Here is a 20,715-nt window from a genome sequence, read left to right as displayed (position 1 = left end):
GCTTTCCTGTCTTAGATCGGATCAGGCGCCGGGGCGCGTATCGTCGCGCACCGATTTGGGGCGTACCTTGTCCCCCGGATTGAGGAACCCGCCCGCGCGCAGCACCACCTTCTCGGTGCCGTTCAGCCCTTGCGTGATGGTGATGCCCTGTGCGGTCACGAGTCCGGTACGGATCGCCCGGCGCTGCACCTTGTCCTGCCCATCGACGATGTAGACGAACGAGCCCTTGTCATCGTTCTGGATCGCGCTTTCGGGCAACAGGGGCGCGGACAGGTTGCCGCCGTTGATCACCGCCGTCGCGAAACCGCCCGGACGCAGACCCGGCGCATAGGTCAGCGCGATTCGCGCCTGCCCCTGCCGGCTGTTCGGGTCAATCACCGGCGAGACCTGCCAGACCTCGCCATGATAGCTGCGCGGGGCACCCGCAGGCGTCACGTCCGCAGGCACGCCCACCGCCACCTTGGCAAGATCGGCCTCGTCCAGATTGGCGAGCATTTCCAGCTGGCCATCCTTGGCGATCGAGAACAGTACGCCCGAACCGCCCGAAACGACCTGACCCGGCTCCACCTGACGGCGCAGCACCAGCCCTGCGGCGGGCGCGACGATGTTGAGGCGCGCGGTCTGTGCCTGCAACTGGCCCAGCGTGGCCGAGGCGACCTTCACGCGCGCAGACGCGGCATCGCGAGTCGCCGTCAGCTGATCGACGTCGGCCTTGGAGATGAAGCCGCGATCCACGAGCTTGAGAGCGCGGTCGAGATTGGACTGAGCGATTCGCGCATCGGCCTGCGCCACCTGTACCTGGGCAGACTGGCTGGCGACCTGCTGGCTCTGCACCGAACGGTCGATCACCGCCAGCACCTGCCCCTGCTTCACCCAGTCTCCGGCATCGACGAGCACGGCGCGGACCTGTCCGCCCTCGCCCACCGATCCCACCGGCATTTCGCGGCGCGCGCCCAGCGACCCGGTTGCCTGAATGGCTCCGGCAACGGACGTGCGCCCCGGTTCGACCACCGAGACGACCGGCGTCTGTGCCGCATTCGCGGCGCCTGCGGCCGGGGTCGCAGCATGGTGCATCATCGCCCAGAGTCCGCCACCGACGAGCACCAGCAGAACGGCAGCGCCGATCCACCACCAGCGCTGCGAGCGTGGCCGGTGCATTGGCACGTCCGATTCGTCCTGCAGCTGATCTGCCGCCACAAAGTCCCCCGTCGTCGCGATCTTGCCGTCGTAGTTCATGTGCCACCGCCATGAGCCGCCTGACGCTCATCCGAACAGGGTTCGGGCAAACGGACGCGGCACAAGGGCGAGCCTCGCGCGCGAACCGCCGCACGCATCCCCCGCTTCGCCCTTTATTTCAACGCAGAGACATAAACCGCGCGCGACAGCGAGGCAACGCGCGTCCGTCGCAGGCCCGACCGGCATCGACGAATGTCGTTCGTCGATGCCGCGAAGTGTACGAATTTTAACGGGGTAGCGCGGCGAATAGGGGCGCGAAAACGCGAAAGGCCCGCACGGATGGCGGGCCTTTCGACTCAATGGCATGACCCTGCCGAAGCAGGCGCGGCCAGTGCGATCAGAACTTCTGCTGGCGCTCGTAGAGATCGCGATAGTGCTGGATGCGGGTGACGCGCAGGCCCGGCATTCCGGAACGATCGACCGCACGCTGCCACGAGGCGAACTCCTCCAGCGTCAGTTGATAGCGTTCGCACACTTCATCGATGGTCAGCAGCCCGCCGTTGACGGCTGCCACGACTTCCGCCTTGCGACGGACCACCCAGCGGGTGGTATCGGCCGGCGGCAGGCTGTCGATCGTCAGCGGCTCCCCCAGGGGGCCGATCACCTGCGCGGGACGGATCTTCTGGTTCTCAATCATCTTTACCCTCGTGCGCCGGACATGGGGGGACGGCGCCTAGGTCACTTGTGGATACCCCGGACTTGCCATTGCTTGAAGCATTTAGGTTAACGGACATTGAGTCTTCACCATAAGCAGAGATCGCATGGGCGGCATGCGGCTCGAAGCTGCCCTGCAGACGCGCCAGTGCGCGCGCGTGATGCACGTTCAGAACGGTCCGGATCTCGTGCGGGACGAACAACCGGGCACGCAGGCCAATCCATTCGAAAGGCCCGGCTTCCGGCGTCATCGCGTCCGCCGGATGGCCCTGGTGTCGGGCCTCATGGTCAAAGGCGATCTTCATGATCACTGCCTTTACGCCCCGCTTCCTCAAGAGGAGGTAAAGACCCGCAATAAGTTTTCCGACCATTCGACAAGTTGCCCCCTCTTTGCGGTGAGTGACAGGGGGTCAGGCGATTCTACATTAACCATGTAATTTCATGGGCCTGTTCCTCGGTAAATAGCCTGCGGGATAGCCCTTAGGAGAGCGGAGGTAGGAAAAGACCCGGCAAGGCTGTATGGGGCGCACAAGGACACCTATTGCCATGACCACGACCCAGACGCCCGATCTCACCGCCGCCGCCCTGCTCGACGGTATCGACCCCGCCTCGCTGTTCCAGCTGGAGGGGCCGCTCAGCGCACGCCGCATCGTCGTGGCGATGTCGGGCGGCGTCGACAGTTCGGTTGTCGCGGCGATGGCCGCCGCCACCGGCGCCGAGACGATCGGCATCACGCTCCAGCTCTACGACTACGGCGCGGCGACCGGCCGCAAAGGCGCGTGCTGTGCGGGCGACGATATCCGCGATGCCCGCGCCGTGGCCGACCGGCTCGGCATCGCCCACTATGTCTTCGATCACGAAAGCAGCTTTCGCGAAGAGGTGGTCGAGCGATTCGCCGACGATTACCTGAACGGGCGCACGCCGATCCCCTGCATCCGCTGCAACATGGGGCCGAAATTCACCGACCTGCTGGCGATGGCGCGCGATCTGGGGGCCGACTGCCTCGCCACTGGCCACTACGTGCGCCGCGAGATCGGCCCGGCAGGCTCGGAACTGCACCGCGCCGTCGATACCACGCGCGACCAGAGCTACTTCCTTTACGGCACCACCGAAGCGCAACTCGATTTCCTGCGCTTCCCGCTGGGCGGCCTGCCCAAGACCGAGACGCGCCGACTCGCCTCTGCGGCGGGCCTGCGCAATGCCGACAAGCCCGACAGCCAGGACATCTGCTTCGTGCCCGATGGCGACTATGCCAAGATCGTGCGCTCGGTCCGTCCCGAAGGCGATGCGCCGGGCGAGATCGTCCATGCGCAAAGCGGCGAGGTGCTGGGCACCCATCGCGGCATCATCCACTACACCGTCGGCCAGCGCCGCGGGCTGGAAGTGGGCGGACAGGCAGAGCCGCTCTATGTCACAGGGATCGAGGCCGCGACTCGCCGCGTGCTGGTCGGCCCGCGTCGCCTGCTGGGAGTCGCCGCCGCGCGGATCGTCGAGACCAACCGCATCGGGCCTTTGCCCGCAGGCGTTGCGCTGACTGCCAAGGTCCGCTCGATGGCACGCCCGGTGCCGATCACCCTCGACGGGCCACTAGGCGATGGCGCAGCCACGACGATTCGCTTTGCCGAGCCTGAATACGGCGTCGCACCGGGGCAGGCCGCGGTGCTCTATGCAGGCGAGCGCGTGGTCGGCGGCGGCTGGATCGATTCGACCGAGGCGGTCGAGCTTTAACCGTTACTCTTCCCAGGCCTCCAGCTGGCAGCCGCGATCCGGCGCGAAGGTCGCGCGCTGGGAAGCGAGGAACGGCACCCGCGCCATCACGCTGGAGGCGCCATCATCGGCGGAAAGCCACACGAATGCGGCCACCGGGCCAAGGTTCGCAGCCTTGAGATCGCCCTTGCAGTCCGACAGCTCGCGCCCCGAGACATAGCGGCACACGCAGCCGGTGCGCGCTCCGAAGGCCGTCGCCGCGATGGCATCGTCGCGCAGCGAACCGCGTGCGAGCAGGAAGGCGAAGACCAGCGCCAGCACCAGCAGGATCGCCGTGTTGCGCTTCCACCGTGAAGGCTGGCGGCGGGGAGGAAGCGCCATGGTCGGCGGGCTATCCCCGGTCCGGTAAGTCTCGCCTGTTGCCATCTGAGCGCACCTCGCACATCACACCTCGCGTCATGCCGGTGCGCCGCCCTCCCCTTATCCTGTGCCTTGCCTTGCTGCCAAGCCTTGCCGCCTGTGGACAGAGCGGCGATGCCGGGCCGCCGCCGCCCAGTGCCGAAGCCGAAGCCGCGCTCAAGGGCAACGGGGGCGCCCCGCACGCCGCGCTTGGCCGGGCGATCGACGCGCTGTTCGATGATGGCGCCGTCGGCCACACCGATGCGCTGGTGGTGATGAAGCGCGGCGAAGTGATCGCCGAGCGCTACGCCAGCGGCATCGATGCGAAAACCCGCCTGCCCGGCTGGTCCGCCGGGCAGTGCGTCACTGCACTGATGATCGGCCAGCTGATCAGCGACGGTCGCCTGCGCGCCGACGAATCGCCGCCTATCCCTGACTGGCAGCGCACCGGCGATCCGCGCGGCGAGATCACCTTGCGCCAGCTGCTCCAGATGCGCTCGGGCCTGCGCCATTCTGAAACTGCCGTGCCCGAGCGGCATTCCGACCGTTTCCGCATGCTGTTCCTCGACGGGCGTGACGATATGGCCGCCTATGCCGAGGCGCAGCCGCTGGTCGCGCCGGTCGGCAAACGCTTCAAGCCGTCCTCCGCAACCTCGGTGATTCTCGCCGACCTTGCCGCGCGCGTGCTGGCCGAGCACCCCGACCCCGACAGCCGCCGCCGCGCGGTGAACGACTATCTGCGCGCCCGCGTGCTCGAACCGATCGGCATGGGCTCCACTGTGGTCGGCTACGACCGCGCGGGAACCATGGTCGGCGCCGGGATGATCCACGCCACCGCGCGTGACTGGGCGGACCTTGCCGAGTTCCTGCGCCACACCGGCTCCGTACAGGGCGCACAAGTGCTGCCGCGCCGCTGGGTGGAGTTCATGCTCCTGCCCTCGCCCGCCAATCCCGGCTACGGCGCGGGCGTGTGGCTCAATCGAGCGGGCAGCGACGGCTCCTCGCCGCTGTTTCCCGGCAAGGTCTCGATGAACCTGTTCGGCTGTGTGGGCGAATATGGCCAGTACGTGATCGGCTCGCCCGACCAGTTGCTCACCGTCGTGCGCCTCGGCGAGACCGGCCCGGACAAGGCGCAGGCCCTGCACGACCGGCTGGGCGACCTGATCGCCCTATTCCCGTCGAACTGATTCGAATCAGGCTTCCGGACTGACCCGGATCGGCGGGAGGACGTCCTTCCCGGCATCGCCCACTTCATCGACCAGACCTTCCGGGTCGGGATGGATCAGAATTTCCAGATCGGGAAATTCGGCGTGAAGGCGATCCTCGATGGCGTCCATCACCTTGTGCGCCTCGCGCACGGTCATCTGCGGATCGACCCAGATATGGAACTGCACGAAGTCACGGTTGCCCGAGGTGCGCGTGCGCAGATCGTGGACGCCCGAGACATCGGCATTGGCGGCCAGCACTTCGAGGAAGCGCTGCTTCTTATCCTCGGGCCATTCATGGTCCATCAGCTGTTCGAGCACTTCGGTCGAGGCGCTCCACGCGCCCCACGCCAGCCACGCCGCGATGCCGAGGCCGAACAGCGGATCGGCCAGCGCGAACCCGGCGTACTGATCCAGCACCAGCGCCCCGATCACCGCGATATTGAGCAGCAGGTCCGACTGGTAATGCATGTTGTCGGTACGGATCGCGACGCTGGCGGTGCGGCGGATCACATATTGCTGCCAGGCCAGCAGCGCAAAGGTGACGACGATCGCGATCACCGACACCGCGATGCCGCCTTGCGCCCCTTGCGTGTCGCTGCCTTGCGCGAACTGCTCCAGCGCTCGCGCGGCAATCGCGAAGGCGGAGAGCGAGATCAGCACGATCTGGAACATCGCCGCGATCGCCTCGGCCTTGCCGTGCCCGAAGCGGTGGTTGTGATCGGCAGGCTGCGCTGCGATCCACACGCCTGCCAGTGTCGCCACGCTGGCGATCAGGTCCAGCCCGGTATCGGCGAGACTACCCAGCATCGCCGTGGAGCCGGTGCTCCACGCCGCCCACCCCTTGAACAGCAGCAGCACGCTCGCCGCCGCGATGCTGGCGAAGGCGGCGCTGCGGTTCAGCGCGCCGTTATCGGCAGGCGTACCGCTCACGGATAGAGCAGCGAGCTGGTCCAGCCGCCCGCTTCACCGTCCCGCACGAAGCGGCGACGCTCATGCAGGCGGAAGTCGCGGTCGTGCCAGAACTCGATCGTCTGCGGGACGACGCGATAGCCGGTCCAGTGACGCGGCCGCTCGATCTCGCCTTCTCCGAAGCGTTCGCGCACCGCCTCGTAGCGGGCGAGGAAGGTCTCGCGCGAATCGAGCGGGGCGGACTGGTCGGAAGCGACCGCGCCCAGCTGCGAATCGCGGGCGCGCGAATGGAAATAGGCATCCGCCTCGGCATCGCTGACCGGCGAGAGCGCGCCTTCGATGCGGATCTGGCGGCGCAGGCTCTTCCAGTGGAACAGCAGCGCGACATGCGGGTTCGCGGCGATCTCGCCCCCCTTGCGGCTGTGGCCATTGGTATAGAACACGAAGCCGTCGGGGCCGTGGCCTTTCAGCAGCACCATGCGGACCGAGGGCAGACCGTCCGGCGTTGCCGTCGCCAGCGCCATCGCGTTCGAATCGTTGGGCTCGCTCGCGCGCGCCTCGTCCATCCAGACATCGAACAGCGCGAAGGGATCGCCGTGCGGGATCACTTCGTGAATCTGGCTCTGGTCCGCATCGGTAACGCTCATTTCCTGGTCCTCATCGCTTGGCGGAAGGGGGCTCTTGCCCTGCCTGCCGACCATACCCGAACGCCCTTCGCCTTACGCTTCTATCCAGTCGGCGCAAGGTTACGTGCGTGGCAAGGTGCAGGCAGTGCTTGCCGCAGAGGCAAACCGCACCTAGCTAATCGCCTGTCATGGCAAACGATCCCTATTCCACCCTCGGTGTATCCCGCAGCGCGAGCGAGAAGGACATCAAGTCCGCCTATCGCACGCTCGCCAAGAAGCTGCACCCCGATGCCAACAAAGACAATCCCAAGGCGGCGGAGCGCTTTTCGGAAGTGACCGCCGCCTACGATCTGCTGTCCGACAAGGACAAGCGCGCCAAGTTCGACCGGGGCGAAATCGATGCCGACGGCAATCCGCGCATGGACTTCGGCGCCGGATTCGGCGGCGGGCGCGGCTTTGGCGGCGGTTCTGGCGGCCAGCACGGGTTCGGCGGCATGGGTGGCGGCGGCTTCGAGAGCGGCGGCATGGACTTCGAGGACATCCTCGGCAGCATGTTCGGCGGTGGCGGAGGGCGCAGCGGCGGCTTTGGAGGTATGGGAGGTGGTCGACAGGCTCCGCGCGGCGCCAATGTCTCCTATCGCCTTTCCGTGCCGCTGACCGACGCGGCCGAGCTGAAGCCGCAGCGAATCACGCTCTCGGATGGCAAGACCATCGACCTCAAGCTGCCCGCAGGGCTGGAAGACGGCACCCAGATGCGCCTTTCGGGCAAGGGTGAGCCCGGCCCCGGCGGCAGCGGCGATGCCATCGTCACGATCCAGCTCCAGACGCACGCGTCCTTCCGCCGCGACGGCGACGACCTGCGGCTCGACCTGCCGGTGACGCTCGACGAGGCGCTGAACGGCGCCAAGGTGAAGGCGCCCACCGCGTCCGGCGCGGTGATGCTCTCGGTTCCCGCCGGGTCCAGCTCGGGCAAGGTGCTGCGCCTCAAGGGCCGCGGCTTCACCCGCAAGGACGGCTCTCGCGGCGACCAGCTGATCTCGCTCGAAATCGTCCTGCCGGAACACGATGCGGACCTGATCCAGCGCCTCGAAGGCTGGCAGGACACCCGCGACGTGCGCGCCCGGCTGGGCGTCTGACCCTGCCCGACTCTCTGCCGGACGCTGGGCCAGGCTCTGGAACCGACGGGCGATTATCCGGGCGGCGACGACGCACCCTGCTCGCGGTGGCGGGCCGGGTGATCGCCGGGACCTGGGAAGACGGTTTCATCCACGCGGGCAACTTCGCCTACATGGCGATCATCGCGCTGTTCCCGTTCTGCATCGTACTGGCCGCCGTGCTCTCGCTACTGGGCGAGGTCCACCAGCTGGACCGTTCGATCGCGACCGTGCTCACCGCCCTGCCCCCGCGCGTCACCGAAGCGCTGGGGCCGGTGGCACAGGCCGTCGCCAGCGGGCGCCACGGCTGGCTGCTCTGGGTGGGGGGTATACTGGGTCTTTGGACCTCGACCAGCCTGATCGAGACTTTGCGCGATATTCTCCACCGCGCCTATGACGTGAAGCCCGGCGCCAAGTTCTGGCGCCATCGCCTGATCTCGACCGGGGTGATCTTTGCGGCGGTGTTGCTGTTGCTGCTCTCGCTGTCCTCGCAAGTGCTGATCGCGGTGGTGCAGCAGGTGATCGAAGTGCTGCTGCCCCGCGCCGAGGCCTTCGATTTCGAGATCGCCGCCTCGCGCGTGGTCAGTGCGGGCGCGCTGTTCGCGTCGATCTTCACGCTTTTCCTGCTGCTCACGCCCTCCGCGTTTCAGGGCAGGCGCAACCCGAAATGGCCGGGTGCAACCTTTGTGACGCTTTGGTGGTTGGCAGCGGCCTGGATATTGCCCAAAGTGTTGCGCAATTTCATCGCTTATGATCTCACGTACGGAAGTCTTGCCGGAGTGGTGATCTCGCTTTTCTTTTTCTGGCTAGTCGGACTAGGGATGGTCGTGGGCGCGGAACTCAACGCCGCCCTCGCCGCGCGTCCGGAAGAGCAGGAAACACTTTCGGGCCGCGAACTCTTCGCGAAGCACGCGGCAGAACACGATAACGAGGTACAGGAAAATACGAATGACCGGTCTGATGCAGGGTAAGCGCGGCCTCATCATGGGCCTGGCGAACGACAAGTCGCTGGCCTGGGGCATTGCCAGGAAACTGCACGAACAGGGGGCAGAGCTCGCCTTCTCCTATCAGGGTGACGCGCTGGCCAAGCGCGTGAAGCCGCTTGCCGAGAGCCTTGGCAGCGATTTCCTGATCGATTGCGACGTGTCCAACATGGACGCGCTGGACGCTGCCTTCGCCACGCTGAAAGAGCGCTGGGAGACGATCGACTTCGTCGTCCACGCCATCGGCTTCTCGGACAAGAACGAGCTGCGCGGCATGTACATGGACACCAGCCTGGACAACTTCCTGCTGACCATGAACATCTCGGCCTACAGCCTCGTCGCCGTGACGAAGCGGGCGTCCGAAATGATGAACGAAGGCGGCTCGATCCTGACGCTGACCTACTACGGCGCCGAAAAGGTCATGCCGCACTACAACGTGATGGGCGTCGCCAAGGCCGCGCTGGAAGCGTCGGTGCGCTATCTCGCCAACGATCTCGGCCCCCGCAACATCCGCGTCAACGCGATCTCGGCAGGCCCGATCAAGACGCTGGCGGCCAGCGGCATCGGCGATTTCCGCTACATCCTGAAGTGGAACGAGTACAACTCGCCGCTGCGCCGCAACGCGACGATCGACGATGTGGGCGGCTCGGGCCTCTACCTGCTGTCCGACCTCGCCTCGGGCGTGACCGGCGAAGTGCATCACGTCGATGCGGGCTATCACACCGTGGGCATGAAGCAGGAAGACGCACCGGACATCGCGCTGGTGTGATTCTGGGGTCTGGTCCTTGCGGACACAGGACAAACGAAAAGGGCCGGGAGATCACTCCCGGCCCTTTTCGTTTGGGCGGCTAGTTGCCCGGCGCCTCAGTTACCCTTCGAATCCGGGCTTGTCGCGTTGTCGGCCTTGGCGGCGTCTTCCGCGGCATTGTCCTTGTTCTTGTCCGCCTTCTTGGCCGCGAAGTAGGCGTCCTCTTCCTTCTCGACCTGCTTCTGTTCGACAGCCGCCGTCTTGTCGATGGTCGCAAGGCGCTTCTGGCGTTCGGCGTCGATCAGCTTGCTGAACTGGACGTCGGAGCCGTTCTTCTTCTCGGCATAGGCCTGATCGATCAGCTTCTGGGTACAGCCCGAAGCCCCGCCGGAACCCGAGGGCGAGCACGAGTTGATGCCCGACGCGCCAACCGTCTCGTAGGCGGCAACCTTGTTGGCCCACGGCTCGGCCTGCGGCTCGTCCACCCCGCGCAGCGGCTCGGGGATACGATAGCGCTCCGATTCGGGCTTGCGCGCGCAGACCGTGATCTCGCTGCCCTGCGAGGCCGGGCACGGATCGTTGCCGTAGACGATCAGCTGGTTGATCTTCTCGCCGGTATCCTCCGGCCCCGCATCGCCCACGGGTGTACGCTGCTGCGCCATGGCCGGCGCGGCGCCGAGCGGAAGCGCCAGCGCGAAGGCGGCCAGGGCAGTCGATACGGTCAGGAGGCGGGACATCTTACGGGAACTCCTTGGCAAACGGGCCGGTCGAAGTGGGGCCTGCCGTTTCCTCTTTTCAATATAGGCCAGCCGGATCGCGAAGGGTAGCTGCGGCGTCTTTCCGGACACACTTCGATACAGCCCTCGGCCCGATACCGGCCTTCTGTGATAACCGCCTGCGATCAGAAGCGTTCCGACAACCGGATCGCCGCCTTGCAGCCCAGCCGGATCGCCGCATAGAGCAGCGGATAGGCAGGCGCCTTCTCCGCCCCTGCGGCCAGCGCGGCGTCGCGGTGCTCGCGCTCCTCGTCGCGGAACTTGTGGACCACCTCGGCCAGTTCGGGATCGTCCTTGCCGATCTCCTCGATCTGCTGGGTATAGTGCTTATCGATCTCGGTCTCGACCGCCGCCGTGCAGGCCATCGCCCCTTCCGGCCCGATCAGTGCCGTCACCGCGCCCAGCGCGAACCCGGCGACCGACCAGAACGGCTGGAGCAGCGTCGGGCGCACGCCGCGCTCGGCGATCATCTGATCGAAGCGCGCCTTGTGGACCTCTTCCTGCGCCAGCATGTGGACGATCTCGTTCGAATGCGGCCCGCGCGATCCCATCACCGCCAGTTGCCCGGCATAGATGCGCACTGCCCCGTACTCGCCCGCCTGATCGACGCGGATCATGCGCGAGAAGCGCTGCGCCGCGCGGCGCTTGTGATAGCTGCTGGCCGTCATGCCTGAAGTGCCCATGCTTGCAGTGCTCATCTCAGGCAAACCTCTTCTCGCGCCGCGTCAGCAGCAGGAAAATCGCGATCGCACCGGCGGTGGAGAACAGGAAGTTCCACCCGGCCAGCGAAATCCCGAACAGGCTCCACTGCGCCACGTCGCAGCGGATCAGCGGGGCCGACAGCACCGCGTCGAGCGAACTGCCGCCACCGCCGCTAAACACGGTGGAGGTGCATTCGGTCACGCCCTTCCACCAGTGATACTCGACCCCGGCATGATAGCCGCCGATCAGTCCCGTGACCAGCAAGGCAAGCCCCGCAACCGCCACCAGCGGACGTACCGGGCGCCACCAGAACGCCAGCAGCGCCAGCACCAGCGCCACGAAATGCGGATAGCGCTGCCACCAGCACATCTCGCACGGGAACAGCCCGAAGGCGTACTGCCCGATATAGGCGCCACCCAGCGCGCAGACGGGAACCGCCAGCGCGATGATGCGCGCCAGACGAAGCGAAGGGGAAACGGCAACGGTCATCGCGGCAGGGTTCCGATCGGGATCAGTTGGACTTGGCGGGAGTCTTGGCAGCAGGCTTTTCCGCCGCAGGCTTGGGCGGAACCGTCGCGGCAAGCGCGGCGGGCTTGCCCTGCACGCGGTCGAGCGTCTCGATCGCGTAGTGCAGCTGGAAGTCGGTGATGCCGTCCTTCTTGAGCTGCTCGGCGCTGATGTTGAAGCGCGGATCGGGCTTCTGGTCCTGCTCCAGCTCCTTGTCGGCCATCGACGATTCGTTGATCAGGTGGCCGCGCAGGTCGGATTCGCGCACCGCGCGTTCGTTGCGGGCGCGGGCATCGGGATCGGTCAACTGCGGCACGGCAATGTCGGGGTCGATGCCGCCTTCCTGCACCGAGTGGCCCGATGGCGTGTAATAGCGCGCCGTGGTGATCTTGATCGCGCTGGTCTTGTCGAGCTGGATGAACGACTGGACCGAGCCCTTGCCGAAAGTGCGCTGGCCCATGATCACCGCGCGGTGGCTGTCCTGCAGCGCACCCGCGACGATCTCGGACGCCGAGGCCGAGCCCGCATCGACCAGCACGATGATCGGCATGCCCGGAACGGCATCGCCCTTGAACACCGTCTCGGCGCGATAGACCTGGTTCTCGCTGGCAAGGCGTCCGCGCTGCGAGACGATCACGCCGTGGTCGATGAAAAGGTCGGACAGCGCCACCGCCTCGTCCAGCGAACCACCGGGGTTGGAGCGCAGGTCGAGCACCAGACCGTTCATCTTGGTGCCCTTGGTCGCGGCCTGCTGGCGCAGCGTGGTGATCGCCTTGGCGACATCGCGCCCGACGTTCTTGGAAAACTCGTTGACGCTGACGACGCCGATATCGCCCTTCAGCTCGGACGTGACCGGCTCCAGCTCGATCACCCCGCGCGTCACGGTGACGTCGAACGAATCGGGACGGCCGGGACGATAGACGGTGAGCTTCACCGTGGTGCCCGAAGGCCCGCGCATCTTGTCGACCGCCTCGTCGAGGTCCTGCTCGTAATAGAGCTTGCCGTCGATATGGGTGATGTAATCGCCCGCCTTGATCCCCGCCTTGTCCGCCGGGCTGCCCTTGAACGGCGAGATCACCTTCACCACGCCGTCATCCTCGACCACGGAAAGGCCAAGGCCGGTATAGTTGCCGTCGATCATCGTCTCCAGACGGTCCAGCGCGGCGCCATCGAGATAGTCCGAATGCGGATCGAGGCTGGCCATCATGCCGTCGATCGCGCCCTTCACCAGCTTGTCGTCATCGACCGGATCGACGTAGTTTTCCTTGATCAGCTGGTAGATCTCGAAAAGCTTGCCGAATTCCGGGTTCACCTGGCTGTCGACGGCGGCAAGGCCCGCTGTGGCCGCAGGCAACATCGCCACGGCGGAAACCAGCAGGGTAGCGCGCATCAGGGGCAGGAACTTCATCGGGCTTGGGGCCTCTCGTCAGTCGATCCGGGTCGGCAAGGCGCCGTCCGGTATTGTCGCAGGGCCGTCACTCTATCGAGCCGCGCCGTGCTTTTCCAGCGAAGAGCCGGGGGCGAAGGTACGAAAGCTGCACGTAAAAAGCGCAAGTTATGGCGCGTGGATATAGAGCAGCGGATTAACCGGAACCGAATCGCGGCGCAGCTCGATCGTAACCTGCGGATGCCCGGCCCCGGCAACGCCCAGCGGCGATCCCGCCACCAGCCTGTCGCCCACCGCCACGTCGAGCCGGGCAAGGCCGGTGACGAGCGAGGTCCAGCCGCCCGCATGCTCGACGATCACGATCTGCCCGAACCCGCGATAGACCCCGGCGTAGGCAACGCGCCCATCCGCCGGTGCCACCACCTGCGCCTGCGCGCCGGTCTCCAGCGTCAGCCCACTGGCACCGGGCTGTCCCGGCAACGCCTCGCCAAAGCCGGTCACGACCCGGCCTGCCACCGGCAGGACATAGTTGCCGAGCCCTTGCGGTGGAGGCGTGAAGTCCGCCGCCGTCACCGCCTGCGTGCGGGTCGGGTCAGCAGGTTTCATGACCGGGCCGGGAAGCGACGCCAGTTGCGCGCGCAACCGCCCCTGCGCGCCCATCGTGTCGATCAGGTCGGAAAGATCGCGCGCCTGCTCGCCCAGCGCGAGGGCATGGTCCTGCTCGCGTGCGGCCAGCCCGGAGGCGGCGCGGCTGGCAAGGCGCTGGCGCGATTCGAGCACCGCCAGTTCGGTGCGACGCTTGCCGAGATCATCCTGCGCCGCCTGAAGATCGGCATTGGCCTCGCGCGCGTCGGCCTCCAGCGTGCGGGCGCGGGCGATATCGGCACGCAGGTCCGCCGTGCGCGCTTCCACCTCGGGCATCACCGAATCGAGCACCGCGCGCATGTAGACGAGATCGCGCACCGAGCCGGGGCGCAGCAGCGCGAACAGCGGCGGACGGCGCGAGAGGCGCTGGAGCGAACCGGTCAGCCGGATCAGCGGCGCCTGCCTGCGCGCAAGGTCTGCCCGCAGCCGTTCACGCTCGGCAGAGATCAGCGCGATCCTTGCCTGCCGGGCGGCGATGTCGGCCTCGTTCTGCTGGATGCGCGCGGCGACGGCAGCGGCAGCCTGCGCGGTCTTCTCGACCTGCGCGCCTGCCACTCTCGCTTTCGCTTCGAGTTTGTCGGCACGCTGGCGGGCAATCTCGCCCTCGCGCCGGGCCTGCGCCATCTGCCGGCGGGCCTGCGCGGCATCGGCAGCGGGATCGAGCACGGCAAGGCTGTCGCCCTGACCCTGCCCCGGACGGGCCAACATCCCTGCCCCCACGGCCACCAGCAGCGTCGCGCCAAGCAGCGCGCCACGGTTCAGGCGTCGGGATGGGAGGGCGCGCGAAGAAAGGCTCACACGCGCTGTCTAGATCGGCTGCGAGGAATGTCCAACGCTCTCTCAGCCCGACCGATGATACGGATGCCCGGCCAGAATCGCGGTGGCGCGCCAGAGTTGCTCGGCCAGCATCGCGCGGACCATCAGGTGCGGCCAGGTCATGCGCCCGAAGCACAGGAGGTGATCGGCCTCAGCCCGCGCCTCGTCGCCATGGCCGTCCGCCGCGCCGATCAGGAAGCGGCATTCGCGCACGCCCTCGTCGCGCCAGCGCCCGAGCAGCGCGGCGAACTCCTCGCTGCTCATCAGCTTGCCGCGCTCGTCCAGCAGGACTTCGCGCACCGGGGTATGGGTGGGAGGCGGAATCCGCCCGCCGACATCGGGCAGTTCGCTGTGACGGAACGGCCAGGTCAGGCGCTTGGCATAGCGATCTAGCAGTTCGGCTTCGGGCGAACGGGCGATCTTGCCGCGGGCGATGATGTGCAGAAGCATGGGACAGGCGGTGCGCCAGCACGGCGCCCGGCGCAAGCCCTACATGGACTTGCGCAGGCCTTCGATCGCTTGAAAGCGCCCCGACAAGGCCTGCCCGGTTGATATGTGTCGCCTCGACATGACAGCCGAGGCGCCCGACATATCGGCCGCGATCAGGCGGCGCCGCTGGGTCCGTCAAAGCCCCACATACGTTCCAGATTGTAGAACGTGCGCACTTCGGGGCGGAACAGGTGGACGACAACGCCGCCGGCATCGACCAGCACCCAGTCGGCTGCGGGAAGGCCTTCGACACGGGCATGGCCGAAGCCGCCCTGCTTGATGCGCTCACCCAGTTTCTGGGCCATCGCGGCAACCTGACGGGTCGAACGGCCCGAGGCGATCACCATGAAATCGGCGATGCTGGACTTACCGCCCAGATCGATCGTGACGAGCTCCTGCGCCTGATCATCGTCGAGCGAACGCAGGACGAGCGACAGCAAGGGATCGTCGGATTCGACCGTGGGCAGGTTCGCGGTCCCGGTCTGGCTCGCGGTCGGGGCAGAAATGCCGGTCGATTCCGGCTGGGTTTGTGCCTGTGGCATCTAGGTCGTGTGTGCTCCTTTCAGGGACCGGCACATTCGGCGGCAAACCCGGACGGGTTGCCGCACGACCGCGCGCGATCGGGTCTTGTCGTTGTCGGGGGCGAGGGGAGAGGCTGCTTCTCGTATCACGACCAAGTGCCGGAAATCAGGCGCCGCGTGACCTGGTCACGAAGCTGCCGACCTCTCGAAAGCCGTGTCGTAGACTTTCGGGCCCAGTCCGGATCTGCCCGGCGTATCGCCGTGGCCGACCGCGTGTCGGGATCGAACCGCAATGTCACCAGTACCGGTGCGCTCCACCTTTCCGGCCGCTCGAGACTGGACAAAGGCCGCCGGAAACGCCTCAACCAGGCCATCGCGGGGCTCGCGACGACGGCATCATCATACCCCGGACGGGCGACAACCGCAATCGGCATGAGTCGCGCCAGCGTTCGCCAGTCCTTCCAGCGGTGCAACTGGGCCAGATTGTCCGCTCCCATCAGCCACACGAAGCGACGTTTCGGCCAGCGTTTCAGCACCGCGCGCAGCGTGTCGACCGTGTAGCGGGTGCCCAGTTCGCGCTCCAGCGCGGTCACGCGAATCCGCGCGCGACGGGCCTGCTTCTGTGCCGATTCGCAGCGTGCCGCCAGCGGCGCCATGCCCTCTTTCGCCTTGAGCGGATTGCCGGGAGATACCAGCCACCACACCTCGTCGAGCGCCAGCGCCTCGGCCGCGAACAGCGTGATGCGCCGGTGCCCGCCGTGCGCCGGGTTGAAGCTGCCGCCCAGCAGCCCGGTCACCGGGCCGCTGCGGATCATGGTCGGTCGAGTCACGAAGGTCAGAGTCACCAGGCTTGCGTCGGCGCGCCGGTTCTTACGGGCGCGCCTGCCCGGTCCCGCGCACCTGCCACTTGTAGGTGGTCAGCCCTTCCAGCGCGACCGGCCCGCGCGCGTGGAGGCGCCCGGTGGCGATACCGATCTCGGCACCCAGCCCGAACTCGCCGCCATCGGCGAACTGGCTGGAGGCATTGACCATCACGATCGCGCTGTCGACTGCATTGAGGAAGCGCTCCGCCACCTCCGCATCCGCCGTGACGATGGCATCGGTGTGGTGCGAGGAGTGCTTGGCGATATGCGCAAGCGCGGCATCGAGGCCATCGACCACCGCGACCGACAGCACCGCGTCGAGATATTCGGTATCCCAGTCCTCGTCGGTGGCGGGCAGCACGCGCGGGTCGAGCGCACGGGCGCGGGCATCGCCGCGCACTTCGCAGCCCGCCTCGATCAGCCCGGCAACCACCGAAGCGCTTTCGGGGAAGCGCGCGTCGAGCAGCAGCGTCTCCATCGAGCCGCAGATGCCGGTGCGACGCATCTTGGCATTGAGCGTCAGCGCGCGTGCCATCTCGGGATCGGCGGCCTCGTGCACATAGGTATGGCAAAGCCCGTCGAGGTGGGCGAGCACCGGCACGCGGGCATCGGCCTGCACGCGCGCGACCAGGCTCTTGCCCCCGCGCGGCACGATCATGTCGATCAGCCCCGCCGCCGTCAGCATCGCGCCGACGACCGCACGGTCCTGCGTGGGCACCAGTTGCACCGCCGCGCCGGGAACGCCCGCGGCTTCGAGCCCTGCGACCATCGCGGACAGGATCGCGCGGTTCGAATGCAGCGCCTCGCTGCCGCCGCGCAGCAGCACGGCATTGCCCGAGCGCAGGCACAGCGCCGCCGCATCCGCCGTCACATTGGGGCGGCTTTCGTAGATGATCCCGATCAGCCCGATGGGAATACGCACGCGCGACAGCTTGAGGCCGTTGGGCCGCTCGCTTGCCGAAATCACCTCGCCCACCGGATCGGCGAGCACCGCCACCTGATCGACGGCATCGGCGATCCCGGCAAGGCGCCCGGCGTCGAGACGCAGGCGGTCGAGCATCGCGCCCGACAGCCCTTTGGCCTCGCCCGCGGCGATGTCCTGCGCGTTGGCTTCGAGGATCGCTGGCTCTGCGGCCCGCAGCGCGGCGGCGGCGCTGACGAGCGCGGCACGCTTGGCCTCGTCACTCAAGGTGGCGAGCACGGCCTGCGCCGCGCGGCCATCGCGCGCAAAGCGGGCGACGAGCGCTTCGGGCGTTTCCGTCGTGGCGACGGGGGCGAGCTGAAGATCCTGTTCCATAGGCTGCGTGTCCTATCATCGACGTACGCGCCTGTCACCGCCCTGTCACTGGCCGGAAATGGCAGATTCGCGCGCGTTCCGGCGATTCGCAGGACCACAGGGCAACGGCACACGTAACGGGCATGCGACACCGGGCATCCGTTCATCGCCTGCCGATTTCGACTCGGCCCGAATCTACGGAAGATTACGGCGGGCGGATTCGCCAGAGCGCGGCGGTTTTGCTAGCGCAGCGGCCTTGCGGAAGCGGCGCTCTGATCGGGCGTGCCGTTCCGGCTTTGTGGCGGGGTCGTCTTGAACTTACCGAATGTCGCGGTGCTGAAACAGCGCCTGCGGAATGCCTTTGCCGACCGCGAGTTCATCGTGCGGTCGCAAGGACAGATCCGCTTTGTGAAACTGTCCTCGCGCACGCAGATCGCGGCGGCGGCGGTCGCATTCGCGCTGGTCGGCGGTTCGGCTGCCTCGCTCGGCGCGCTGGCGCTGGGCCATGCCGCAGCGGGAGACCGCCAGACCGCGCTCGCCGGACGCGAGGCGCAGGTCGCGCAGGAGCAGGCGCGCCTCGCCCGCTACCGCGAAGGCGTGGAAGCCCGCACCGAAGACCTCGCCCGCCGCCAGCAGGTGCTCGAACAGCTGATGGACGCCCATCTCGGTTCGGACGGCGCCACCGATGCCGCGCTGGAGACCTCCCCTGCCGCATCAGCCTCTACCGCAACCGACCCGAACAAGATCAGCGCCGCCGTCCTGTCGCTGCGCGGCCTGCCCACGTCGGCCCAGCTTGACCGGATCGAGGCGCAGCAGTTCGCGATGGTGGACCGACTCACCCGCTATGCCGACGCCCGCAGCGAGAGCGCCGTTGCACAGATCCGTGGCCTCGGCCTCAATCCCAACGCGATGATGGTCCGCGCCCGCGCCGCCGAGGGTGGCCCGCTGCAACTACTCTCGACCGGCACGCATGGCACCATCGACCCGCGCTTCAGGGCGCTGGGCAAGAGTCTCGCCCGGATGGATTCGCTGGAGAACGGCCTGGCCAGCATCCCGCAGGTCTCGCCGGCGCATGTCGCCTATGTCTCGTCGAGCTACGGCTACCGTTCGGACCCGTTCACCGGCGCCAGCGCCTTCCATGCCGGGCTCGACTTCCCCGGCCCGATGGGCTCGCCGATCTATGCCGCCGCCAAGGGCACCGTCACTTTCGTCGGCCAGCGCAGCGGCTATGGCAACTGTGTCGAGGTCAGCCACGGCAACGGGCTGATGACGCGCTATGGCCACCTTTCAGGCTTCGATGCCCATGTCGGCGAGAAAGTCGACGCCGGTACGCAGATCGCCCGCATGGGCAGCACCGGCCGCTCGACCGGATCGCATCTCCATTTCGAAGTCCGGGTCAACGGCAACCCGGTCAATCCCCGGCCTTTCCTGGAGGCCGCCCGCAACGTCCAGCAGCAGGAAACCCGCTAAATGCCCCGTCCCCACATCGCGCCGCGCAGCGGCATGGCCTCGACCTTCTCGATCCTCAGCCCCGACGTCTCGGTGAAAGGCGACGTCAACGCCTCTGCCGACCTTCACGTCGATGGCCGGGTCGAGGGCGACATCACCTGCCAGGGCCTCGTCCAGGGCGAAGGCAGCGAGATCACCGGCGCCATCAAGGCCAAGACCGCGCGCATCTCGGGCACCGTCAAGGGCACGATCACCGCGCGCGAAGTGGTGATCCTCAAGACCGCGCGGATCGTCGGCGATGTGCATTACGACGCGCTCACCATCGAGCAGGGCGCGCAGATCGACGGTCGCCTGTCGCCCAGCGGCGGCGATCTGGCGCCTTCGATCACGGCGAAGCCGCCGCTGGCGATCGCGGCGCAGTAAAGTAACAAAGCTATAGCGAAGCTGGCCGACGGCGGGGAAAGCCGGTCGGCTTCGCTACGGATTATCCGCCAGACATCAGGCGTCAGACCAGCCCGACCACCATCAGCAGCGCGTAACTCACCGCGCCCAGCAGGGCGAGCGAGCCGACCACGGCCACGGTCGCCCGGCCTCCGGCCCGCGCCACGCTGCGCACATCGACGCCAAGGCCCAGCGCCGCCATCGACACCACCGTCAGTCCGGTCGCCAGATGCCCGGCGGGAGCGACCACGGCCTGCGGCACCAGTCCGGCCGAACGCACCGCGACCAGCAGCAGAAACCCGATGATGAACCACGGCACCAGATGGCCGATGGCAGGCCCTTTGCGTTGCGCCTCTTCCATCTTGCGCGGCATCAGCAGTGAGAGCGTAAGGCACACCGGGCCGAGCATCATCACCCGCACCAGCTTGACCAGCGTGCCCATATGGATGGCGGCGGTGCCCATCGGCGCCGTCGCCGCGATCACCTGCGGCACGGCGTAGACCGTCAGCCCGGCGAAGGCGCCGAACGCGGTCGCGCTCATTCCCAGTGCAAGGCCAAGCACCGGCAGGCCCAGCACGACGGCCACGCCCAGCACGGCGGTAAAGGCGATCGAGCCTGCCACCTCCTCGCCGTCCGCACCGATCACCGGGGCGACGGCGGCGATGGCCGAATTGCCGCAGATCGAGTTGCCACAGGCAATCAGCAGCGCCATGCGGACCGGCAGGCCGAGCAGGCGCCCGATGGCAAAGCTCACTGCGATGGCCAGCGCGACCACGCCCGCGATCCCGCCCAGCAGCGCCGGGCCTGCCGACAGGATCGTACCCGCGCTGACCGACAGGCCCAGCAGCACGACCGCGATCTCCAGCAGATACTTGGCGCTGAAGGCGATCCCCGCATGCCAGCGCCCGGACGGGTTCCACAGGCTGCGCAACGCCGTGCCCAGCACGATCGCCAGCACCAGCGCCTCCAGCCAGGCCTTGCCCGCCATGGCACGCTCCACGCCCCCCAGCGCATAGGCAGCAAGCGTGACCGCAAGGCAGAGCCCGAGCCCCGGCAGCACCTTGCGAACAGGCGCAAGCGTGAGGATCGGGGCATGAAGGGCCTTGGGGAGAGCGATGGAGGACGCGAAAGCGCGCATGGGACATTCCTTTCGCCCCTTCAGCTACGCCTGCGCCATTCATCTATCCAACGCTTCATTTATATCATTTTAATCGATTTA

General features: G+C 67.3%; 23 protein-coding genes. 7 read left to right on the top strand and 16 right to left on the bottom strand.

Annotation, left to right across the window (positions count from 1 at the left end; all coding sequences use genetic code 11):
• Positions 1-21: 21 nt before the first annotated feature.
• The 3 genes from CI805_RS03120 to CI805_RS03110 form a co-directional block, all read right to left on the bottom strand.
• Entirely contained in the window at positions 22-1,236 is a 1,215-nt protein-coding gene (locus tag CI805_RS03120; protein ID WP_260926189.1) for an efflux RND transporter periplasmic adaptor subunit, read from the bottom strand.
• A 337-nt stretch (positions 1,237-1,573) separates the two neighbouring features.
• Entirely contained in the window at positions 1,574-1,873 is a 300-nt protein-coding gene (locus CI805_RS03115) for a DUF1153 domain-containing protein (protein WP_260926188.1), read from the bottom strand.
• Positions 1,866-2,195, bottom strand: a complete 330-nt coding sequence (locus CI805_RS03110; protein WP_260926187.1) for a hypothetical protein — start codon at positions 2,193-2,195, stop codon at positions 1,866-1,868. The genes CI805_RS03115 and CI805_RS03110 overlap by 8 nt, the downstream gene beginning before the upstream one ends.
• A 241-nt stretch (positions 2,196-2,436) precedes the next feature.
• Between CI805_RS03110 and mnmA the strand changes: the two genes are divergently transcribed.
• Positions 2,437-3,618 (top strand): tRNA 2-thiouridine(34) synthase MnmA, encoded by a 1,182-nt coding sequence (mnmA, locus tag CI805_RS03105; protein WP_260926185.1) that lies wholly within the window; start codon positions 2,437-2,439, stop codon positions 3,616-3,618.
• 3 nt (positions 3,619-3,621) lie between these two features.
• Here mnmA and CI805_RS03100 read toward each other — a convergent pair whose 3' ends face one another.
• Positions 3,622-3,978: a hypothetical protein gene (locus CI805_RS03100; protein WP_260926184.1), complete on the bottom strand. Its 357-nt coding sequence runs from the start codon at positions 3,976-3,978 to the stop codon at positions 3,622-3,624.
• A 77-nt stretch (positions 3,979-4,055) separates the two neighbouring features.
• Here CI805_RS03100 and CI805_RS03095 point away from each other — a divergent pair, with 77 nt between their 5' ends.
• On the top strand, positions 4,056-5,183 hold the full coding sequence (locus CI805_RS03095; RefSeq protein ID WP_260926183.1) for a serine hydrolase domain-containing protein: 1,128 nt from the start codon (positions 4,056-4,058) through the stop codon (positions 5,181-5,183).
• 6 nt (positions 5,184-5,189) lie between these two features.
• Here the strand turns inward: CI805_RS03095 and CI805_RS03090 are convergent, their stop codons facing one another.
• Both CI805_RS03090 and pdxH read right to left on the bottom strand, forming a co-directional pair.
• Positions 5,190-6,134: a cation diffusion facilitator family transporter gene (locus tag CI805_RS03090; protein WP_260926182.1), complete on the bottom strand. Its 945-nt coding sequence runs from the start codon at positions 6,132-6,134 to the stop codon at positions 5,190-5,192.
• Positions 6,131-6,760, bottom strand: a complete 630-nt coding sequence (gene pdxH, locus CI805_RS03085) for a pyridoxamine 5'-phosphate oxidase (RefSeq protein WP_260926181.1) — start codon at positions 6,758-6,760, stop codon at positions 6,131-6,133. Before pdxH ends, CI805_RS03090 begins: the two co-directional genes overlap by 4 nt.
• A gap of 167 nt (positions 6,761-6,927) precedes the next feature.
• Between pdxH and CI805_RS03080 the strand changes: the two genes are divergently transcribed.
• The 3 genes from CI805_RS03080 to fabI all read left to right on the top strand — a co-directional run bounded on the left by CI805_RS03080 (position 6,928) and on the right by fabI (position 9,645).
• Positions 6,928-7,875, top strand: a complete 948-nt coding sequence (locus CI805_RS03080) for a DnaJ C-terminal domain-containing protein (protein WP_260926180.1) — start codon at positions 6,928-6,930, stop codon at positions 7,873-7,875.
• A gap of 98 nt (positions 7,876-7,973) precedes the next feature.
• A complete protein-coding gene (locus CI805_RS03075; protein WP_260926179.1) occupies positions 7,974-8,864 on the top strand; it encodes a YihY/virulence factor BrkB family protein in 891 nt (296 codons plus the stop codon).
• Entirely contained in the window at positions 8,842-9,645 is an 804-nt protein-coding gene (gene fabI, locus CI805_RS03070) for an enoyl-ACP reductase FabI (RefSeq protein ID WP_260926178.1), read from the top strand. The genes CI805_RS03075 and fabI overlap by 23 nt, the downstream gene beginning before the upstream one ends.
• Before the next feature lie 95 nt (positions 9,646-9,740).
• Here the strand turns inward: fabI and CI805_RS03065 are convergent, their stop codons facing one another.
• The 9 genes from CI805_RS03065 to CI805_RS03025 form a co-directional block, all read right to left on the bottom strand.
• A complete protein-coding gene (locus CI805_RS03065; protein WP_260926176.1) occupies positions 9,741-10,361 on the bottom strand; it encodes a hypothetical protein in 621 nt (206 codons plus the stop codon).
• Positions 10,362-10,525: 164 nt separating this feature from the next.
• Complete coding sequence (locus CI805_RS03060; protein WP_260927743.1) at positions 10,526-11,068, bottom strand: demethoxyubiquinone hydroxylase family protein; 543 nt, start codon at positions 11,066-11,068, stop codon at positions 10,526-10,528.
• Positions 11,069-11,099: 31 nt separating this feature from the next.
• Positions 11,100-11,591: a disulfide bond formation protein B gene (locus CI805_RS03055; protein ID WP_260926174.1), complete on the bottom strand. Its 492-nt coding sequence runs from the start codon at positions 11,589-11,591 to the stop codon at positions 11,100-11,102.
• A gap of 22 nt (positions 11,592-11,613) precedes the next feature.
• The gene (locus tag CI805_RS03050; protein ID WP_260926172.1) at positions 11,614-13,017 is read right to left on the bottom strand and encodes a S41 family peptidase; all 1,404 of its coding nucleotides are present in this window, start codon (positions 13,015-13,017) and stop codon (positions 11,614-11,616) included.
• A 147-nt stretch (positions 13,018-13,164) separates the two neighbouring features.
• The gene (locus tag CI805_RS03045; RefSeq protein WP_260926170.1) at positions 13,165-14,439 is read right to left on the bottom strand and encodes a murein hydrolase activator EnvC family protein; all 1,275 of its coding nucleotides are present in this window, start codon (positions 14,437-14,439) and stop codon (positions 13,165-13,167) included.
• 42 nt (positions 14,440-14,481) lie between these two features.
• On the bottom strand, positions 14,482-14,907 hold the full coding sequence (locus tag CI805_RS03040; protein WP_260926169.1) for a 23S rRNA (pseudouridine(1915)-N(3))-methyltransferase RlmH: 426 nt from the start codon (positions 14,905-14,907) through the stop codon (positions 14,482-14,484).
• A gap of 152 nt (positions 14,908-15,059) precedes the next feature.
• Positions 15,060-15,488, bottom strand: coding sequence for a ribosome silencing factor (gene rsfS / locus CI805_RS03035; RefSeq protein WP_260926168.1), 429 nt, complete (start codon positions 15,486-15,488; stop codon positions 15,060-15,062).
• Positions 15,489-15,613: 125 nt separating this feature from the next.
• Complete coding sequence (locus CI805_RS03030) at positions 15,614-16,282, bottom strand: nicotinate-nucleotide adenylyltransferase (RefSeq protein WP_260927742.1); 669 nt, start codon at positions 16,280-16,282, stop codon at positions 15,614-15,616.
• A 55-nt stretch (positions 16,283-16,337) separates the two neighbouring features.
• Entirely contained in the window at positions 16,338-17,627 is a 1,290-nt protein-coding gene (locus CI805_RS03025) for a glutamate-5-semialdehyde dehydrogenase (RefSeq protein ID WP_260926166.1), read from the bottom strand.
• Between the two features lie 291 nt (positions 17,628-17,918).
• Here CI805_RS03025 and CI805_RS03020 point away from each other — a divergent pair, with 291 nt between their 5' ends.
• Positions 17,919-19,076: a M23 family metallopeptidase gene (locus CI805_RS03020; protein ID WP_260926164.1), complete on the top strand. Its 1,158-nt coding sequence runs from the start codon at positions 17,919-17,921 to the stop codon at positions 19,074-19,076.
• Positions 19,077-19,478: a polymer-forming cytoskeletal protein gene (locus CI805_RS03015; protein WP_260926162.1), complete on the top strand. Its 402-nt coding sequence runs from the start codon at positions 19,077-19,079 to the stop codon at positions 19,476-19,478.
• Positions 19,479-19,560: 82 nt separating this feature from the next.
• Here CI805_RS03015 and CI805_RS03010 read toward each other — a convergent pair whose 3' ends face one another.
• The gene (locus CI805_RS03010) at positions 19,561-20,634 is read right to left on the bottom strand and encodes a YeiH family protein (protein ID WP_260926160.1); all 1,074 of its coding nucleotides are present in this window, start codon (positions 20,632-20,634) and stop codon (positions 19,561-19,563) included.
• Between the last annotated feature and the right edge of the window lie 81 nt (positions 20,635-20,715).

It is taken from the genome of Novosphingobium sp. 9 (genome assembly GCF_025340265.1).
GTDB lineage: Bacteria > Pseudomonadota > Alphaproteobacteria > Sphingomonadales > Sphingomonadaceae > Novosphingobium.
Note: the sequence above shows the minus strand (reverse complement) of the source record. Positions and strands in the feature narration are given on the sequence as shown.

What these genes read in the sequence shown, in the direction of transcription:
- CI805_RS03120 (WP_260926189.1), bottom strand. Translation starts at nt 1,236, where the DNA reads ATGAACTACGACGGCAAGATCGCGACGACGGGGGACTTTGTGGCGGCA.
- CI805_RS03115 (WP_260926188.1), bottom strand. Translation starts at nt 1,873, where the DNA reads ATGATTGAGAACCAGAAGATCCGTCCCGCGCAGGTGATCGGCCCCCTG.
- CI805_RS03110 (WP_260926187.1), bottom strand. Translation starts at nt 2,195, where the DNA reads ATGAAGATCGCCTTTGACCATGAGGCCCGACACCAGGGCCATCCGGCG.
- mnmA (WP_260926185.1), top strand. Translation starts at nt 2,437, where the DNA reads ATGACCACGACCCAGACGCCCGATCTCACCGCCGCCGCCCTGCTCGAC.
- CI805_RS03100 (WP_260926184.1), bottom strand. Translation starts at nt 3,978, where the DNA reads ATGGCGCTTCCTCCCCGCCGCCAGCCTTCACGGTGGAAGCGCAACACG.
- CI805_RS03095 (WP_260926183.1), top strand. Translation starts at nt 4,056, where the DNA reads ATGCCGGTGCGCCGCCCTCCCCTTATCCTGTGCCTTGCCTTGCTGCCA.
- pdxH (WP_260926181.1), bottom strand. Translation starts at nt 6,760, where the DNA reads ATGAGCGTTACCGATGCGGACCAGAGCCAGATTCACGAAGTGATCCCG.
- CI805_RS03080 (WP_260926180.1), top strand. Translation starts at nt 6,928, where the DNA reads ATGGCAAACGATCCCTATTCCACCCTCGGTGTATCCCGCAGCGCGAGC.
- fabI (WP_260926178.1), top strand. Translation starts at nt 8,842, where the DNA reads ATGACCGGTCTGATGCAGGGTAAGCGCGGCCTCATCATGGGCCTGGCG.
- CI805_RS03065 (WP_260926176.1), bottom strand. Translation starts at nt 10,361, where the DNA reads ATGTCCCGCCTCCTGACCGTATCGACTGCCCTGGCCGCCTTCGCGCTG.
- CI805_RS03060 (WP_260927743.1), bottom strand. Translation starts at nt 11,068, where the DNA reads ATGACGGCCAGCAGCTATCACAAGCGCCGCGCGGCGCAGCGCTTCTCG.
- CI805_RS03055 (WP_260926174.1), bottom strand. Translation starts at nt 11,591, where the DNA reads ATGACCGTTGCCGTTTCCCCTTCGCTTCGTCTGGCGCGCATCATCGCG.
- CI805_RS03050 (WP_260926172.1), bottom strand. Translation starts at nt 13,017, where the DNA reads ATGAAGTTCCTGCCCCTGATGCGCGCTACCCTGCTGGTTTCCGCCGTG.
- CI805_RS03040 (WP_260926169.1), bottom strand. Translation starts at nt 14,907, where the DNA reads ATGCTTCTGCACATCATCGCCCGCGGCAAGATCGCCCGTTCGCCCGAA.
- rsfS (WP_260926168.1), bottom strand. Translation starts at nt 15,488, where the DNA reads ATGCCACAGGCACAAACCCAGCCGGAATCGACCGGCATTTCTGCCCCG.
- CI805_RS03030 (WP_260927742.1), bottom strand. Translation starts at nt 16,282, where the DNA reads ATGATCCGCAGCGGCCCGGTGACCGGGCTGCTGGGCGGCAGCTTCAAC.
- CI805_RS03025 (WP_260926166.1), bottom strand. Translation starts at nt 17,627, where the DNA reads ATGGAACAGGATCTTCAGCTCGCCCCCGTCGCCACGACGGAAACGCCC.
- CI805_RS03015 (WP_260926162.1), top strand. Translation starts at nt 19,077, where the DNA reads ATGCCCCGTCCCCACATCGCGCCGCGCAGCGGCATGGCCTCGACCTTC.
- CI805_RS03010 (WP_260926160.1), bottom strand. Translation starts at nt 20,634, where the DNA reads ATGCGCGCTTTCGCGTCCTCCATCGCTCTCCCCAAGGCCCTTCATGCC.